16 protein-coding genes are annotated in these 15606 nt (G+C 39.3%); 11 read left to right on the top strand and 5 right to left on the bottom strand.

The window, feature by feature from the left end; all coding sequences use genetic code 11:
- Window positions 1–22: 22 nt before the first annotated feature.
- Complete coding sequence (locus tag LCM09_RS13915; protein ID WP_224882804.1) at window positions 23–1393, bottom strand: YjiH family protein; 1371 nt, start codon at window positions 1391–1393, stop codon at window positions 23–25.
- Window positions 1394–2137: 744 nt separating this feature from the next.
- On the opposite strand from LCM09_RS13915, the gene LCM09_RS13910 reads away from it, so the two are divergent.
- From LCM09_RS13910 to LCM09_RS20920, 3 genes are read left to right on the top strand one after another with little or no spacing between them, the layout of a single operon-like run.
- Window positions 2138–2557: a hypothetical protein gene (locus LCM09_RS13910; protein ID WP_224882802.1), complete on the top strand. Its 420-nt coding sequence runs from the start codon at window positions 2138–2140 to the stop codon at window positions 2555–2557.
- Window positions 2550–2711 carry a hypothetical protein gene (locus tag LCM09_RS13905; protein ID WP_224882801.1) on the top strand — a complete coding sequence of 54 codons (162 nt, stop codon included), beginning with the start codon at window positions 2550–2552 and terminating at the stop codon, window positions 2709–2711. Before LCM09_RS13910 ends, LCM09_RS13905 begins: the two co-directional genes overlap by 8 nt.
- Entirely contained in the window at window positions 2708–3571 is an 864-nt protein-coding gene (locus tag LCM09_RS20920) for a GNAT family N-acetyltransferase (protein WP_318246524.1), read from the top strand. The genes LCM09_RS13905 and LCM09_RS20920 overlap by 4 nt, the downstream gene beginning before the upstream one ends.
- Window positions 3572–3620: 49 nt before the next feature.
- Here the strand turns inward: LCM09_RS20920 and cspD are convergent, their stop codons facing one another.
- Complete coding sequence (gene cspD / locus LCM09_RS13890) at window positions 3621–3821, bottom strand: cold-shock protein CspD (RefSeq protein WP_224882799.1); 201 nt, start codon at window positions 3819–3821, stop codon at window positions 3621–3623.
- A 214-nt stretch (window positions 3822–4035) separates the two neighbouring features.
- Entirely contained in the window at window positions 4036–5250 is a 1215-nt protein-coding gene (locus tag LCM09_RS13885; protein WP_224882790.1) for an MFS transporter, read from the bottom strand.
- Window positions 5251–5504: 254 nt separating this feature from the next.
- Here LCM09_RS13885 and LCM09_RS13880 point away from each other — a divergent pair, with 254 nt between their 5' ends.
- From LCM09_RS13880 to LCM09_RS13870, 3 genes are all read left to right on the top strand, one after another.
- Complete coding sequence (locus LCM09_RS13880; RefSeq protein ID WP_224882789.1) at window positions 5505–5849, top strand: carboxymuconolactone decarboxylase family protein; 345 nt, start codon at window positions 5505–5507, stop codon at window positions 5847–5849.
- Window positions 5850–5891: 42 nt separating this feature from the next.
- Window positions 5892–6776 (top strand): alpha/beta fold hydrolase, encoded by an 885-nt coding sequence (locus tag LCM09_RS13875; protein WP_224882787.1) that lies wholly within the window; start codon window positions 5892–5894, stop codon window positions 6774–6776.
- A gap of 61 nt (window positions 6777–6837) precedes the next feature.
- Window positions 6838–7251, top strand: coding sequence for a CoA-binding protein (locus LCM09_RS13870; RefSeq protein ID WP_224882785.1), 414 nt, complete (start codon window positions 6838–6840; stop codon window positions 7249–7251).
- 29 nt (window positions 7252–7280) lie between these two features.
- On the opposite strand, the gene LCM09_RS13865 is transcribed toward LCM09_RS13870, so the two are convergent.
- On the bottom strand, window positions 7281–7922 hold the full coding sequence (locus LCM09_RS13865; protein WP_224882784.1) for an SIMPL domain-containing protein: 642 nt from the start codon (window positions 7920–7922) through the stop codon (window positions 7281–7283).
- A gap of 100 nt (window positions 7923–8022) precedes the next feature.
- On the opposite strand from LCM09_RS13865, the gene LCM09_RS13860 reads away from it, so the two are divergent.
- From LCM09_RS13860 to LCM09_RS13845, 4 genes are all read left to right on the top strand, one after another.
- The gene (locus LCM09_RS13860) at window positions 8023–9258 is read left to right on the top strand and encodes an aminopeptidase (protein ID WP_224882783.1); all 1236 of its coding nucleotides are present in this window, start codon (window positions 8023–8025) and stop codon (window positions 9256–9258) included.
- A 94-nt stretch (window positions 9259–9352) separates the two neighbouring features.
- A complete protein-coding gene (locus LCM09_RS13855) occupies window positions 9353–11659 on the top strand; it encodes an ATP-dependent DNA helicase (RefSeq protein WP_224882782.1) in 2307 nt (768 codons plus the stop codon).
- Window positions 11660–11802: 143 nt separating this feature from the next.
- Entirely contained in the window at window positions 11803–12792 is a 990-nt protein-coding gene (locus LCM09_RS13850; protein WP_224882781.1) for a sodium:calcium antiporter, read from the top strand.
- Between the two features lie 166 nt (window positions 12793–12958).
- On the top strand, window positions 12959–14134 hold the full coding sequence (locus tag LCM09_RS13845; protein ID WP_224882780.1) for an MFS transporter: 1176 nt from the start codon (window positions 12959–12961) through the stop codon (window positions 14132–14134).
- 63 nt (window positions 14135–14197) lie between these two features.
- Here the strand turns inward: LCM09_RS13845 and LCM09_RS13840 are convergent, their stop codons facing one another.
- Window positions 14198–14785 carry a biotin transporter BioY gene (locus LCM09_RS13840; protein ID WP_224882779.1) on the bottom strand — a complete coding sequence of 196 codons (588 nt, stop codon included), beginning with the start codon at window positions 14783–14785 and terminating at the stop codon, window positions 14198–14200.
- 263 nt (window positions 14786–15048) lie between these two features.
- On the opposite strand from LCM09_RS13840, the gene LCM09_RS13835 reads away from it, so the two are divergent.
- The gene (locus tag LCM09_RS13835) at window positions 15049–15405 is read left to right on the top strand and encodes a hypothetical protein (RefSeq protein WP_224882778.1); all 357 of its coding nucleotides are present in this window, start codon (window positions 15049–15051) and stop codon (window positions 15403–15405) included.
- Window positions 15406–15606: the final 201 nt, after the last annotated feature.

The following is a 15606-nucleotide window of genomic DNA, read 5'->3' as shown; positions in this document are numbered from 1 at the left end:
ATAGAGTATCCTGGCTTCTAAATTAAAATATGATATGTGCCATTATTACAATAATTGGTAGTGAAATTAACGTTCGTTCTAAGAAGATGATGACGAGATCCCAAAAGCGAACTGGTACTTTAGATCCTAATAGAAGACCACCAACTTCAGACATGTATATAAGCTGAGAAACAGATAGACATGCAATCACAAAACGAGTTAATTCACTTTCAATACTAGAGCCGATGATTGCGGGTAGAAACATATCTGCAAACCCAATCACCATGGTTTGAGCAGCTTCAGCAGCTTCAGGTACTTGCATTAAATTCAGTAGTGGAACGAATGGTGCTCCTAAATAACTGAATAATGGAGTGTTTTCAGCGATGATTAGTGCAATTGTACCGATAGCCATTACGATAGGGATAACGGCCATCCACATATCTAAAACATTCTGAACGCCGCCTTTTGCTACATCTGAGGCTCGGTTTTTCTTTGCTGTTTCTGTCGCTTTTACAATACCCCAACGAAAAGGCGTATAACCCGCTGGAATCGCATCACTTTGTTTGTCAGATACATTCTCATGCGTTTCATCTGGCTTTCTAGATAGTGGCGGAATTCTCGGCATGATAATCGCAGCAACCACACCAGCAAGTGCAATCGTTAAGTAATATGGAAGGAAATAAGCCTGTAGTTTCATTTCAGCTAAAACTACAATACTAAAGGTAATGGATACAACAGAGAAGGTTGTCCCAATAACAGCCGCTTCTCTTTTTGTATAATATCCTTCTTCATACTGTTTACTTGTAAGAAGTACACCAATCGTTCCATCACCCATCCAAGAAGCGAGACAATCGATTGAAGATCGACCAGGTAGCGTGAAAAGCGGTCTCATTATTCTAGTAAGAAGCGCTCCGCATAATTCGAGTAAACCGAAATTCAATAGTAGTGGTAAGAACAGGCCAGCAAATAAAAATACAGAAAATAGTATAGGTATAAGACTATTTAGTAACAAGCCTCCCGTTGCATCAGACCAGATCCATTCAGGACCGATCTTATAGAGTGTGAGAATAGCAAATATCATCCCTAGAGTCCGTGCGATAAGCCAGACCGGCGTGACTTGCAATAAATTCACAAGAAAAGGAGAGTTTGTTACCCATTTAGGTTTTACCACTACTGCTATAAAGCTAAGTATAACGGTAATCGAGATTATAAGTGTCATCACTTGAGGCAGCGTTACTGGAAGTGATTTGGCAACATAAACTTGAAGCCAATCTGCCAGTTTTGCAATTGGAATCGTTATACCTTCCTTGGCAGGTATAGGAATCATGAATAAGAATATACCAATCAAAGATGGTATAGCGAATTTCAAGATTCCGGAAGTTGTTACGTTTTCTTGTTGGTTACTAGTTTTCATTGACGGTCACCTCTGTTGTATATAAATAATTTTATGTATAACTGTATGTTTATAAAAACATAGTTATAAATATAACACAAAGCTAGTAAAGTAACAGCGAAAAATAAAGTTCAAGAATATAGACATTGTTCTGAAAATAGAAACCATTTATTATTATACCTTTAAAAGTCGCGTAAATAAAGGTTTTATCGAGAAGGCTCTGCGAAGAAAAGGAGGGTGGAAACAATATCATACATAAAAAGGCAAGGATCCCTTTTTATTAGAGTCCTTGCCTAAAGCAATGCTATTTTATAGTTCGCGTTATATATGTTTAACATGTCTGCTCGGGCGATTAAATTCAAGATGACTTTCAAATGTAGAACCGAAAAAACAGGAAGAACATTTTTGGTATCCTTTTTGCTCAACTAATACCTCAAGTTCTGTGTCCAGATTAACCTCAGACCGATCTTTAAGTGGTGTTTCAGGCAAATGGCATTCATCACCAGCATAGGCTGTCCTATGGACAATTCGGTTTTGGTGGTCAATCATGTATTTTCCCATATTGTTATATCAATTCCCATCTATAAGAAGATTTCTTATAGTGTAACACATGGCTAAAAACAATGATATAGGGTAAATTATCTATTATACCCCATTTTAATGAAAAATATTACTGTTTTTGTGCTTTTTCTAAAAGAAATTTCAAAGGTGAAACTTTTATTACATTTTTGCGTAATTAAAGGAAAAAGCAAAGGGAGGAATGGGATGAGTGGAATAGCATGGTTTCTTCTAATTTTAGTCCTAGGTGTAGTATCGCTTGCTTTTTTCGCTGACCGAAATCGCAAGAAATGGAAAATGAGACCACACGAAAAGATCGTTCGCTCCTCATGGGAGTCTCGCTCAAGCGCAAGTAAGTATGTGATTACTTCAATTGGAGATGGTGTTGAGATTTCCCCTGAAGAACGAAAGGAAATGGAACAACTTGATGTAGAAGGCATCCTAGCTTATGCGGTTGCTAAGGATTGGATCTCTAGTTCAGACGAAACATCATTAAAAGATCAGCTTCTGTCACCAACAATAGAGTCTTCCTTTGATTCAAGCTATGTAGACGCATCATTTCATTACAAGGGTGGTTCTGAAAGTTATGAAATTGGAGGATCTGATGGAGGTGGTGGAGGTGAATAATCTAAGCGATCATGAATCATTTATTCAATCCGGGTCGATGTCTATTAGGAAATTGGGTCCTGAAGATGAAACGTTATTATTAAGATGGCTTACTGACGAGAACGTTTTACAGTATTACGAGGGAAGAGACTCCCATTATACGTTAGAAAAATAAGAGAGGATTATATTGGCAGGGAGGATGTTTCCGGTTGTATTGTTTCTTTCCAAGCTGTTCCAATCGGATATGTACAGTTCTACCGTTCTTCTAGTATTGAATGGCTGACACTACCTCAAAACACCTATGGAATAGATCAGTTTATTGGTGAACCTGGCTATTGGAATAAAGGAATTGGTACTAAGCTAGTGACTACGATTGTCGATTACCTTGTTAAGAAAGAAAAGGCAACGTTTGTTGTGATGGATCCTCAAGCTTGGAATAGAAGAGCGATAGCATGTTACGAAAGTGCAGGTTTCAAGAAACTGTGTATGTTAAAACAACACGAATGGCATGAAGGAGCGATGCGGGACTGCCAGCTAATGGTTTATGATGATGCTTCCTCAATAATTCCCATTAAAGATAAGGACAGAACATACATAAAAAAGTTGTTTGAAAAGAGCTGGGGTAGTGATGTTATGGTCATTTCCTCAGGGATTTATCATTGCAATGAATTAGATGGCTTTTTTGTAAAGAACAATGGAGGTGAAGTCGAAGGGATCATCACATATGTTTTTCATGATGACGAGTGTGAGATCATTTCGCTCGATAGCTTTAATGAAGGAATGGGTATAGCGACTAGGCTATTAATGGAAGTGGAAATCGCTGCTTTTCGGAAAGGTTTGGAGAAAGTTACTTTACTAACCACCAATGATAACCTTCATGCTTTAAAGTTTTATCAAAAAAGAGGGTATCGAATAACAGACGTGCATTCTGGGGCAGTTGATGAAGCTCGCAATATAAAAAAAGAAATACCTGAAAAGGGGTATCATGATATTCCTATTCATGATGAACTCCTGTTAACAAAGCGGTTTAAATAAAAATAAGAGCCCGGTGACAAGTCACCGGGCTCTTATGGATGTGTGCTATTTATGCTTTCGTTACGTTAGCAGCTTGAGGTCCACGGTTACCTTCGACGATTTCGAAGTTAACTTCTTGGCCTTCGTCTAGAGTTTTGAAACCTTCTTCGTTGATTGCAGAGAAATGTACGAATACGTCGTCTGCTCCTTCAACTTCGATGAAACCGAAACCTTTTTCAGCGTTGAACCATTTTACTTTACCGTTTTGCATAGAAAATTGCCTCCTAATGTACCAGATCGTACATAATTTAAAATTCACCATTCACTAAGTAATACGTTTTCTTCATTAAAAAACTGCAACTTCAGTGGCGAGGATTTAACTTTGTTACCTCCTCTAGAAGTTACAGCTAATTTAAATCCTAAATATATTCAAAGTAAAATGGTTTAAATATATAATATCACTCACTAAATCGGAATGCAAACCTTTATTGGAATTCTTTTGGGATTGCTACTTTACCTCTTCTAACTCGCGCATTGTGAATAGGGATCATGGATCCAAGAAGAGCGATGACAGCAGCGCCTATTAAGATTCCTGATACACCCTCGACAGCAAATAATAGTAGGGATACAAAAACAATCAGATCAAAAATGGAGTCTAAAATTGATAATAATGAGATTGTTGTTGCACGGACGTGTGAAGGGATCACATCGTTACTCAGTTGTGAATAAATCGGATAACGAATCGCACCGATCCACCTTAAGAAGAGAATAACACCTAATATAAGCCATAGTGTATCTTGAAACAAAGCTGCTATTAATAGTCCCCCAGCGCTCAAAAAGCCTGATGCATACATGAGGGCAACTCTAGAGACCTTCTTAGTTAGAAAGGCGATGTTCCTAGAAGAAAAGAACGCAAGTAAAGCCCCGACTGCGTAGATAGGTCCAATTAGATAGACAGGCAATCCAGCATCTGTCATGAGTGGTTGGTCAAACTTCTCGAAAACCGCTACTGTAGGTATAAATACCAACGTGAGGTTGAGAAACATCAATAGAAGTTGTGGTGCTTTTTTAATGACGGATATTCCTTCAACTACTTTATTGACAGAAGCTTCCGATACCGTGATCTCGACGTCAGGTTCGTGTATAAAGAAGAGAAGGATCAACTCAATCAGGTATGCGATAAGACTACATAGTATCAAAAGCTGAAATTGCTGTTGATCTAAATCTTTTGCAACAAATGAACCTAACAAAACAGCAAGAATCATCGAGATAAATCCAGCTGACTGAATTTTCCCCATCGCTTCATCCATCTTGCTCTGCTTGTTGTCTTTCTTTAGGGATTCGTATATCAATGCTTCATCAGCTCCAGAGAAAAAGGTGACAGATAAACCGTTCAAGAAGCTAAAAAGCATAAATAACAACAAATCGTGTGAAAGCAGTAACACAACCACACTGATCAGCTTGATTGTAGAACCCACCAAAAACGATATCTTCGGGCCGAAACGGTCAGCAAAAACACCCGCTGGAATTTCTCCAATCAAAACCGCTCCGCTCCAACACATCAATATCATTAGTATATTGGCTTCTGATAATCCGTTCTCCAAATAAAACAGGGTTAATACAGGTTGCAAGAAACTTATTGCACCAAAGAAATTCACCCAAAATAAGACAGTAATGTTCCGTTTCGAAATCGAGTACATTGTCCTCCAACTTTCATGTTATGTTCCGGCAAGTTGAAAGCAGGAGGTGATAAAAACTAGTTGCTCACACCTTTCCTGCTTGAGTGAGTAGAAAGTAGGTTTTTTAACATATGTTTTCCTCCTATTGGTTAATAAACAAATTATAGCAAATTACAATCGATACAAATATACCAACATGTTTGCACATTCATTTGTTTAGTGAGGAAAAGAAAGATGGTATGAGTATTAGTAAGGTAATGAAAAGGAGAGATCATATGAAAAAAGCTGAGAAAAGATTAGAGGCATACCGTTCTGGGATTGAAACATTAAACGAGGTGTTACCTGAAGCCATAACTCAATACAATCAGTTTACTGGTGAGTGTTTCGAGGAAGGTGAGGTAGCTAAGGCAACGAAGCATTTGATGGCGCTCTCAATCAGCATGAAGGATGGTGATCAGGAGAGCATAACGTATCATATGGATCAATGTGTAGAGTTAGGGTGTAGCGACAAGGAGATTTATGAAACGATGCTTGTATCGGCAGCATATGGTGGAGGTTCTGCCATGAGTCAAGGAGTAACGAAAGGACTTGAAATACTTAAAGAGCTCAGACAGAGATAGTTTACTGTGTTACCATGAAATGGATAATGGGAGGAGGATTTCATGAATACATCTCTTATTACCACTTCATCGGGAGTAAAAGAGTATTACTATAAGAGCGGAAAAGGAAAAACGATTGTTTTGTTGTCTGGAATGGGTGGATCGCTTTATGAGTGGAATGAGATCATTGATTCTGAGTTTTCATTTCTAGCTTATAACCGAGCAGGATATGGAAACTCAGAACCTATATGTGATTATACAGTGGCAACACCTCATGAGGAGTTACATTCTCTTTTGCAAGCTCTACATATCGAGGAAGCTGTACTTGCTGGTTTTTCATACGGTGGATTGATCGCACAGGGTTTTGCGATGAATTATCCAGAAAAAGTAGCAGGCATCATCCTGATCGATTCTACGTCCACTCATATGCATCGATTAGATGAAGTAGATCTGAGCGATGAAACATTCAATGATGACTATTGGATTAGGATGTGCTCAAACCTATCTACATTAACACCAGCTGAAATTAGGCGTGAACGTAAACCACAGTTACATCCGAATCAAAAAGAATGGAATGTGGATGTACAACAAGCGCTACTTGACCATGACACTAACCCGCTGTTGTATGCTTCGGTCGGTAAAGAACTAAAGGTTTGGGGAGAATATGCAAAGTCACTTCATCATCTTCCTTTTCCTAAAGTTCCTCTCGTTGTGCTAGCAAGAGACCAAAAGCATTCTTTGCGTGAGCAACTAGATGCTGGAGCAAATCAGCAGGAAACTGAGGAACTCGAAAAAGTTTGGAATGAACTGATTCAAGATCAGAGGGATCTAGTTCCTGACAGTCACTTTTATGTAGCTGAAGGTTCAGGCCATCACATTCCATTAAACCGACCTGATCTTATACACCATTCATGTGAAATGATTCTTCAACACTATAGAGCGTTTTAATATAGCTTTAATGAGGAATTATTTATAATAGAGATAATATAGTGGAAAAGGAGTGTGTGTAATGGCATTTAAGAACCCATCTCGAGATGAGATTAAGACAATACTACAGGATAATAAACGAATTGCCGTTGTTGGACTATCGGATAATCCCGCTCGAACATCTTATATGGTATCTCAAGCAATGCAAGATGCAGGGTATGAAATCATACCCGTTAATCCCACAATCGATGAGTCGCTTGGAGTTAAAGCTGTTAACTCATTAAAAGACATCGAGGGGCATGTAGACATTGTGAATGTCTTCAGAAGAAGTGAGTATTTACCTGAAATTATGAAAGATGCTGTGGATATTGGAGCGAATGTCTTCTGGGCACAGCTTGGCGTTTCCAATGAAGAAGCTTACGATTACGGGAAAGACCATGATATTACAATCATAATGGACCGTTGCATCAAAGTTGAGCATGCCATGACGAAATAATAGGAAAGACGTCCCTGAGGACGTCTTTTTTATGTTGCTAAAAGGTAGATAAGGGTAATATCAGCTGTAATCGATATTTGCCCAGGTTGGATTGGTGTGGCGGAGTACGCGACACTTCTTGCACTAATCGTTGAAGGGACACCAGATTCAATGACTCTATAAGGAGCTTTTGGCAAAGGTAGTTCAAGTGCTTTTGATATGTTTTTGGCTTTTGATTTTGCTTGTTTGATGGCATTCCTTTGCGCCTTTCTGTAATAAGGTTCTTTATTCTGCACATCAAACGTAATACTCGAGATCGTTGTTGCCCCAGCTTCTACTGCAGAATCAACAACCATACCTGTTAATGCCACATCATCGATCACTACTTTTAGCAAATGCGTTACTTTGTAGCCAAGAAATATCTTCTTATTATCTTCGTACTTATATTCTTCTTCGATTTGGTACACCGCTGTTCCAATCTGGTTAGGTGGTATTCCCATATTCGTTAATGATGTAATAATCGATGATGTGGTGGCTGCGTTTTCTTGCTGAGCTTCCGTTATTGAAGAAGATAGCGTTTCCACTCCTAACACGGCAATACCGCGATCTGGTGTTGCATCGATCGATCCAGTTCCCATTACAGTTATCGTATGGTCACAGGCGCAATCATCCATCGCTTTCTTTTCGTCCATCCTAACAGCACCTCTTTCTCAATAATGCTTTTTGTATCATGAGGACATTCTCCTCTTTATTTGTTAAACTTAAGCTGTTGCTAAACAAGGAGGAATGGACATGTCTAAACAAGAAATGCTTCAAAAGTATGCAGAGCTTGCATTAAAAAGAGGAGTTAACCTACAAGAAAATCAAATGCTCGTTGTAAATGCTCCAGTCGAGAGCGCAAATTTTGCACGATTGGTAGCGAAGAGAGCTTACGAAATCGGAGCAAAGACCGTACATATTAATTGGACTGATGATACTCTTGATCGTTTATGGTATGAAAATGCAGCCCAGGATGTGCTTGAAAACGTACCTGAATGGCGCGTGAAGATGTTTGATCATTTCGCTCAGGAAGGCGCCGCTTTACTCTCTATTCGCTCTACGAATCCTGATCTATTAAAGGGAATTGATTCTGATCGAATTTCAGCGTCGAATAAAGCTGCGGGTGAAGCAATGAAGAACTTCCGCAAATATACGATGAATGACAAAATCACATGGTCTATCGTAGCCGTTCCTAATGAAGAGTGGGCGAAGAAAGTCTTCCCTGACAAGGGTGAAGAAGCGGTTGAGAAGCTTTGGGACCAAATCTTCAAGATTACTCGTGTGGACCAGGACGATCCGATCGCAGCTTGGAATGAACATAACGCTACCCTAGCAAAAGCACGTAATGTGTTGAATGATCGTAAATTCAAAAAGCTTATTTATAAAGCGCCAGGTACTGACCTTGAAATCGAATTACCTGAAGGACATATTTGGAAAGGCGGATCTTCCCTTTCTGAACAAGGAACAGAGTTCAATGCCAATATGCCTACCGAAGAAGTGTTTACGCTTCCAGACAAATATGGTGTGAATGGTAAAGTATCAAGTACAAAACCACTTAGTTACGGCGGGAACTTAATCAACAATTTCTCATTAACATTTAAGGATGGAGAAGTTGTGGATTATACAGCTGAAGAAGGAATCGAAACACTTAAGAGTCTATTGAACATGGACGAAGGCGCACGTAGACTTGGAGAAATAGCAATCGTTCCTCATGAATCCCCTATTTCCCAATCAGGGCTTATTTTCTTTAATACCTTGTACGACGAAAATGCTTCTTGTCACCTTGCTCTTGGAAAAGCATACCCAAGTAGCATAAAAGGTGGAGCAAACATGGATGATGATGCATTAGATCAAAATGGTGTGAATAACAGTATTACTCATGTTGACTTTATGATGGGGTCTGGTGAACTCGATATCGATGGTGTGTTAGAAGATGGCACGACTGAAGCGATTTTCCGTAATGGGAATTGGGCAATCGATGTAAATTAAAGTGAAAGAGCTCTGGCTACTGTCAGAGCTCTTTTTGTTTGAGCACCTGTTATAATAGAATGAAGAGCAGTAAATACATAAATTAGGTGATACCATGTCAGAATACGTTAACGTTTCTGTGCGTCCTCTTGTTGAATATGCTTATCGAAGTGGAAGCATCGATGCCCGCTTTCGAACCGCTACGACGATGTCAGAAGGAACAAAACTCCATCAATTTATTCAGAAAACATACGGTGAAGATGACCTGAAAGAAGTTTCATTTGAAATGGACTACCCATATGGCGATCTTGTCTACCACATCGAGGGCAGATGTGATGGGTTGTTACAAAGAGACAATTCTTATGTTGTTGATGAAATAAAATCCACTTCACTCCCTCTAGGAGACATTGATGAGGATTCATATTCTGTTCACTGGGCTCAAGCGAAATGCTATGCCTATATGGCAGCTGTAAAATATGATCAATCGACAATCAATGTTCAACTCACATACATACAATCGGAATCAAAAGAAGTTCGTCGCTTTACAAAATCATTCACTTTGGATGAGCTCTCTCAATTCATCGAAGAAGTTTTAAGAATTTACGCTCCTTTTGCTATGTGGAAACAGAATCATATCCAACAAGTAATCGAAAGCAGTCAGGCATTAACGTTTCCATTCGATTCTTATCGTGATGGACAACGAAAGCTTGCAGCTACTGTATATAAATCGGTTCAAGAAGGTGCCACCCTCTTTGCGACAGCGCCAACTGGGATAGGCAAAACCATCAGTACTCTTTTTCCAACGATAAAGGCGATCGGTGAAGGGTACGGTAAGAAAATCGTTTACCTTACTGCGAAAACAATCACGCGTGAAACCGCTCAAGAAGCATTCAAGATGATGGAGGAAAAGGGACTTCACGCTTCATCTATCACGATTACGGCTAAAGACAAGATTTGTTTTAAGGAAAAAACCATCTGCCAAAAAGATTATTGTGAATACGCCGATGGTTACTATGATCGTGTTAATGAAGGGCTATTAGATCTCCTGCAAAATGAAACGAGAATTACAAGAGATGTGCTAGAAACATACGCGCATAGACATCGCCTTTGTCCATTTGAGCTATCGTTAGATGCTGCGTACGTAGTCGATGCAGTGATCTGTGATTATAATTATATCTTCGACCCACGTGTATCATTGAAACGACTGATTGAAGAACAGAAGAAGCAAACCACAGTATTGGTTGATGAAGCTCATAATCTTGTTGATCGAGCCAGAGGGATGTATTCTGCAGAATTACAAAAGTCCGTATTTTTACAGATTAAGAGAGCTTTTCAATCGAGCAATAAAGAAATAGCGGATGCTGCTGGTGCGATCAATAAATTTTTTATCGAATTAAGAAACTCTGCAGATAGTGGTATCGCAGTAGTAAATGAGGTCGATGAAGAATTACTCGTACAGCTCGATACCTTCGTCTCGGTAAGTGAGAAGGAATTGCTTCTAGGGGGAAATGATGAAGAACTGTTGGAGGCATATTTTCTTTGTCAAACTTTCATTCGCATCGCAAAGCTTTACGATGATCACTTTTTCACGCTCGTACATGTAGGAAAATCAGAAGTTACGATGAAATTGTTTTGTTTCGATCCCTCTAATCAGCTCAACAAAATGAGGAAAGGCTTTCTTTCGACTGTCTTTTTCTCGGCGACGTTTTCGCCTTTATCATACTACCAAAACATGCTTGGATGGGAGGATGAAAACTACAAGGTTTCAATTCCTTCACCTTTTCCAAGAGAGAATACAAAGGTCTATGTTTCGCCCTTATCTACAAAATATCGGGATCGAGAAAGGACGATGAAGCCGCTCGTCGATTTGTTAGAAAAGGTGGTTACAGATAAAGAAGGGAATTATCTCTTTTTCTTTCCTTCTTACGGCTATATGGAACGCGTTTATGAAGAGTTCCTCTTACGTGAAACACCTACAGATACGATTATACAGCAGCAACATATGACAGAACCTGAGCGGGAAGAGTTTCTCGAAACGTTCACATCAGATCGTTCTAGAAGTCTCGTAGGATTTGCAGTGCTAGGTGGTATTTTCTCTGAAGGAATCGATTTAAAAGGAGATCGCCTCAATGGTGTCGTTATTGTTGGCGTTGGCTTGCCCAACTTTGATACGGAACGTAAACTGATGAAAGAACGGTTTGATCTAGATGGAAGGAATGGCTTTGAATATACGTATGTTTATCCAGGGGTGAATAGGGTCCAGCAAGCAGGTGGTCGTTTGATTCGTACGGAATCAGACAAAGGAGTTCTTATTTTAGTTGATAGCCGTTATCTAGAACCCCGGTATACACAATTGCTACCTGAGGAATGGCGGGATTACACTGTGATTAATCAGGGAGAGAGGTTCGTAGATGATGAGTAAAGAGTACTAACCCGCTTATAGCGGGTTTTTGTATTTCATTTTTCTCAAAACTTTGCAATTTATAACCGGTATTGTATTACAAGTTTAGCACCTAACATAACAGGTAATAGATTAAGATGAATCAAACTTGAAGGAGAAACTAAATGAACATTATCTTGGTCTTTGTCTTATTTATTGTCGCAGCAATCGCAACATACTTTGTTGCGACACGGCTCGCCATGTATGGTGATGCCCTTAGCGAAAAAACAAAAACATCCTCAGCATTCATGGGGATCATTATAGGTGCAGCTATTTCATTGCCTGAGCTAACGTCGAGCGTCACTGCTATTGCGATCGATAGCCCGGATCTTGCGATTGGAAACCTGTTAGGGAGTAACTTATTTAACTTATTAGCCCTAGCAGTTCTAGATATCGTCTACCGTAAAGAACAGATAATGGGAAAGACAGATATCGGCAGTAAGTTATACATTTATCTTGTTATTCTGATGACGTTAATTGTAGTGGCAGGGCTGTCATTAACATTGCCAGCCTCAGTCTTTCATATAGGATACAGTTCCGTCATCCTCGTCTTTGTTTATATCGTAGGGATAAAGCTGATCAATAAGAAGACTGAAGAAAAGGTTAAGCGAAAGAGTCGGAAGAATGAGCAATACAATGATTTCACGTACAAAAAGGTTCTTACACGGTTCATTCTTTCAGCAGTTGGAATAATGATTGTAGGAACGGTCCTAACCTTAACAGCAGATCGAATTGCATCCGTAACGGGTCTTGGTGCTTCGTTTGTTGGATCATTTTTAGTAGGAGCAAGTACTTCTCTTCCAGATGCTGTAAGTGTTGCTACAGCATTGAAATTGAGGAATTACAATATGGGAGTTAGTTCATTACTAGGGAGTAATGCGTTTAATATCATGCTATTGTCCTTTACAGATGTCCTGTATTTAGAAACAAATATTTTCAAGCATGCGAGTACGTCAAATATCATTACGACATTATCATCTGTCCTCGTGATTCTGGTCATTTTATATAGCATTACAAGAAGAAATCATCGAACGACGTTTTATTACGTGCTACCTCCGTTAACCATTGTGGTTATTTATTTTATTGCGACCTTCGCGGTCTATCAAATGAGGTGAATGACAGAGGGGTTCCAACCCTTCTGTCATTTTTTTTAAACAAAATAAAAGTTGACACAGTGGTAGTGGGAGCGCTTTACATAAATGTAATAAATATTCAAACAGGTTTACAGATGGTAACCACGTGGAATCCCCCGAGATAGAATACATCTTGGAGGTTACACACATGTCAAAAGGGAAAAGCATTCACGCTCTCATCATTTTACTGTTCACACAGTTTATATCTGGGGGAGTTACAAACACAAAAGGGATTGTCCTAAATCAGGTTGAAACAGATATAGGATTAGATATGAGTCAATTTGGACTCGTGGTTCTGATTTTCCAACTTGGTTTTACATTTGCAAGTTTAATCTTCGGTTATCTAACGGATAAAAAAGGACTCCGGATCATGGTAATCGTTGCAACTGCTTTAATGGCACTTGGATTCTTAGGTACAGGTTTCGCTCCTACCATTACGTTCTTTCTTGGTTTCTATATGTTGATCGGTTTCGGTCTAGGAGCTCTCGGGGTAGCGTCGAACGCGATCGTTCCTGCTGCATATCCGAATAAGCAAAACCAGATGTTCAATTTAGCGATGGGTATTTATGGACTCGGAATGATTCTATTTCCGCAAGTACTAAATTTCTTATTCCAATTTGCATCATGGAGATATTTTTATGTCGGAATCGCAGCACTTAACGTACTCGTGATCTTCTATGTTACGTCAGTTGCTTTTCCTCAAGGTAAGCCACAGAAAGTTAACTTGAAAGCATTTATTCCTATGCTAAAAGATGCTCAAATGGTCTTTCTGATGTTCTTCCTTATCTTTGAAGTGTCAGCTGAAGTTTCGTTTACAAACTTCTTTCCATCTTATTTGAAGTCTCTTGATCTTGGCGGAATCTCAAAAGAAGCGAAGTCTGATATGGTCGCTACAATCCTATCTCTATTTTCGGTTTTCTTTATGATCGGTCGACTTGGGGTTGCGTATCTTGCGAACAAAATTAACGAAAGACTCATCATGATTACATTCTCGCTTGGTTCTGTGATTATTGTCGGAGTTAGCTTCTTATTCGCAAATCAGATGCCTTATCTCTTTGCTGGTGCAGGATTGTTCTTCTCAGCGCTATTTCCAACCGCTACTGCATTCGGAACAACTATCTCAAAAAATCCAGGTTCAGCACTTGGTCTAATTTATGTAGCTGCTGGTATAGGTGGCGGTCTTGCCGGGTATTTAATCGGTATTGTTTCTGAAGCATTCGGTGATCAAGGTGGATTTAGCTTAATCATCGTATTCCTAGGACTTATGTTTATTAGTTCCTTGCTACTCAATACGAAAAAGTCTAGTCAAACACAAAGTGAGTAATAAGAAACCCGTTGGTCTAGTGACCAACGGGTTTCTTGCTTTTAACGTGATATTGAAGTCGTGCTATGCGACGCGACGTTCAGATCGTTGAGATGATTTGGAGACCGCTTTGTAAATTCGAGGAGAGATAACAGCTGCAACAATGGAGAGAATGATATCTTTAGGAAGTGGCGCTAACATCCACGTCCATGCCATGCCATATGTGAAGCCCTCTGGCGCCATCGCCCAGAATTTATAAGCAAAATACATGTAGTTTGTGCCGAGTACGTAATTGAGAATAAATGCAGTAAAACTTGCGATCATGAATGTGCGTACTGTAGGTTTTGCTTTTGATTCAACGATCTTACCTGCAATATAAGCTACTAAAATATAAGATAAGATGAATCCGAAAGTCGGTTTAAGAAGAATGCCAGGACCTCCTGTGAACTGAGCGAACACAGGTGCACCTGCAAACCCCACCAATGCGTACACAGTCATTGAAATCGCGCCTAGGCGACTTCCAAGTAGTAGTCCTGCTAGAATTGCGAAAAATGTTTGAAGCGTGATGGGAATTCCACCTACGACTAAAAATTGCGCAATGTTTGCTCCAACCGCCATTAAGGCAGCAAACATGCCTGCGTATACTAGATCAATCGTTTTCATTTTTTTCATCAGTAGCCCTCTCTTTCAGTTTCTATAAAGAATCGTAAAAGAAATCACACTTAGTGTCAACTTATATTTTTAATTAGTTAACAATTAATAAATCCCTTTCATAATGCCGACATAGAAGAAAGACAGCGTAAAAGGATGTGAAATATGTTAGCGTGACGGAAAAGGTCAGGATCGAAATGTCAGGCTTCGCCTTGAAAACTACTACTTTAATTCATAATGTATGGTAAACTTAATTACGAAAGTACGTTGAAAGGAGCCTCTGTATGAATTTACTGAGAGGTACCATTCTATCAGTTCTATCCCTTTGTATTGTTCTTGCTATAGGAACTGCCTTTAGTAATGAGAAAAAGGATGAGCTGGTTTTTGTGACTGGAGAAGTACAAAAGAAAATGGTGCGGTATGAAGAACCACAACTAACGGAAAACAAAAAAGACGAGAGCGGGAACGCAGAAGAAACAACTGATTCGGTTGTTGAAAAACCTTATTTTTATCTTATTGTAAATAAAACGCCCTATCTAACCGATGAATCCCTATGGAACACGGTTGATGAAGGGGATCACGTCACGATTGGGTATGAACCTGGCAATGTACATAGATTAAAAACAATTGATGAAGAATAGACAATAAGGTACAATACGGTTCGATGTTTTTCTCTCCTGCCACTGTGCAGGATTTTTTATATACAACGACTTTATTTCGAATATAAGTGATGTCATGGCGTTGTGAACTGACCTGCTAAGTAGTCGATAAACTATTAAAACGGTCTATAACTGGCAATGCTGAACAAAATGAGATATAAAAAAGAGATAGAAACACTTGTT

Origin of the sequence: Guptibacillus algicola, assembly GCF_020171805.1 — a bacterium.
Classification (GTDB): domain Bacteria; phylum Bacillota; class Bacilli; order Bacillales; family Guptibacillaceae; genus Guptibacillus; species Guptibacillus algicola.
The sequence above is the reverse complement of the archived record's forward strand: the minus strand, read 5'-3'. Positions and strand labels throughout refer to the sequence as shown.

Excerpts from the sequence above, each read along its gene's own strand:
- LCM09_RS13840 (WP_224882779.1), bottom strand. The coding sequence starts at position 14,785 with ATGAAAAAAATGAAAACGATTGATCTAGTATACGCAGGCATGTTTGCT.
- LCM09_RS13865 (WP_224882784.1), bottom strand. The coding sequence starts at position 7,922 with ATGGACGAAAAGAAAGCGATGGATGATTGCGCCTGTGACCATACGATA.
- LCM09_RS13910 (WP_224882802.1), top strand. The coding sequence starts at position 2,138 with ATGAGTGGAATAGCATGGTTTCTTCTAATTTTAGTCCTAGGTGTAGTA.
- LCM09_RS13915 (WP_224882804.1), bottom strand. The coding sequence starts at position 1,393 with ATGAAAACTAGTAACCAACAAGAAAACGTAACAACTTCCGGAATCTTG.
- LCM09_RS13845 (WP_224882780.1), top strand. The coding sequence starts at position 12,959 with ATGTCAAAAGGGAAAAGCATTCACGCTCTCATCATTTTACTGTTCACA.
- cspD (WP_224882799.1), bottom strand. The coding sequence starts at position 3,821 with ATGCAAAACGGTAAAGTAAAATGGTTCAACGCTGAAAAAGGTTTCGGT.
- LCM09_RS13885 (WP_224882790.1), bottom strand. The coding sequence starts at position 5,250 with ATGTACTCGATTTCGAAACGGAACATTACTGTCTTATTTTGGGTGAAT.
- LCM09_RS13880 (WP_224882789.1), top strand. The coding sequence starts at position 5,505 with ATGAAAAAAGCTGAGAAAAGATTAGAGGCATACCGTTCTGGGATTGAA.
- LCM09_RS13835 (WP_224882778.1), top strand. The coding sequence starts at position 15,049 with ATGAATTTACTGAGAGGTACCATTCTATCAGTTCTATCCCTTTGTATT.
- LCM09_RS13860 (WP_224882783.1), top strand. The coding sequence starts at position 8,023 with ATGTCTAAACAAGAAATGCTTCAAAAGTATGCAGAGCTTGCATTAAAA.
- LCM09_RS13855 (WP_224882782.1), top strand. The coding sequence starts at position 9,353 with ATGTCAGAATACGTTAACGTTTCTGTGCGTCCTCTTGTTGAATATGCT.
- LCM09_RS13850 (WP_224882781.1), top strand. The coding sequence starts at position 11,803 with ATGAACATTATCTTGGTCTTTGTCTTATTTATTGTCGCAGCAATCGCA.
- LCM09_RS13870 (WP_224882785.1), top strand. The coding sequence starts at position 6,838 with ATGGCATTTAAGAACCCATCTCGAGATGAGATTAAGACAATACTACAG.
- LCM09_RS13875 (WP_224882787.1), top strand. The coding sequence starts at position 5,892 with ATGAATACATCTCTTATTACCACTTCATCGGGAGTAAAAGAGTATTAC.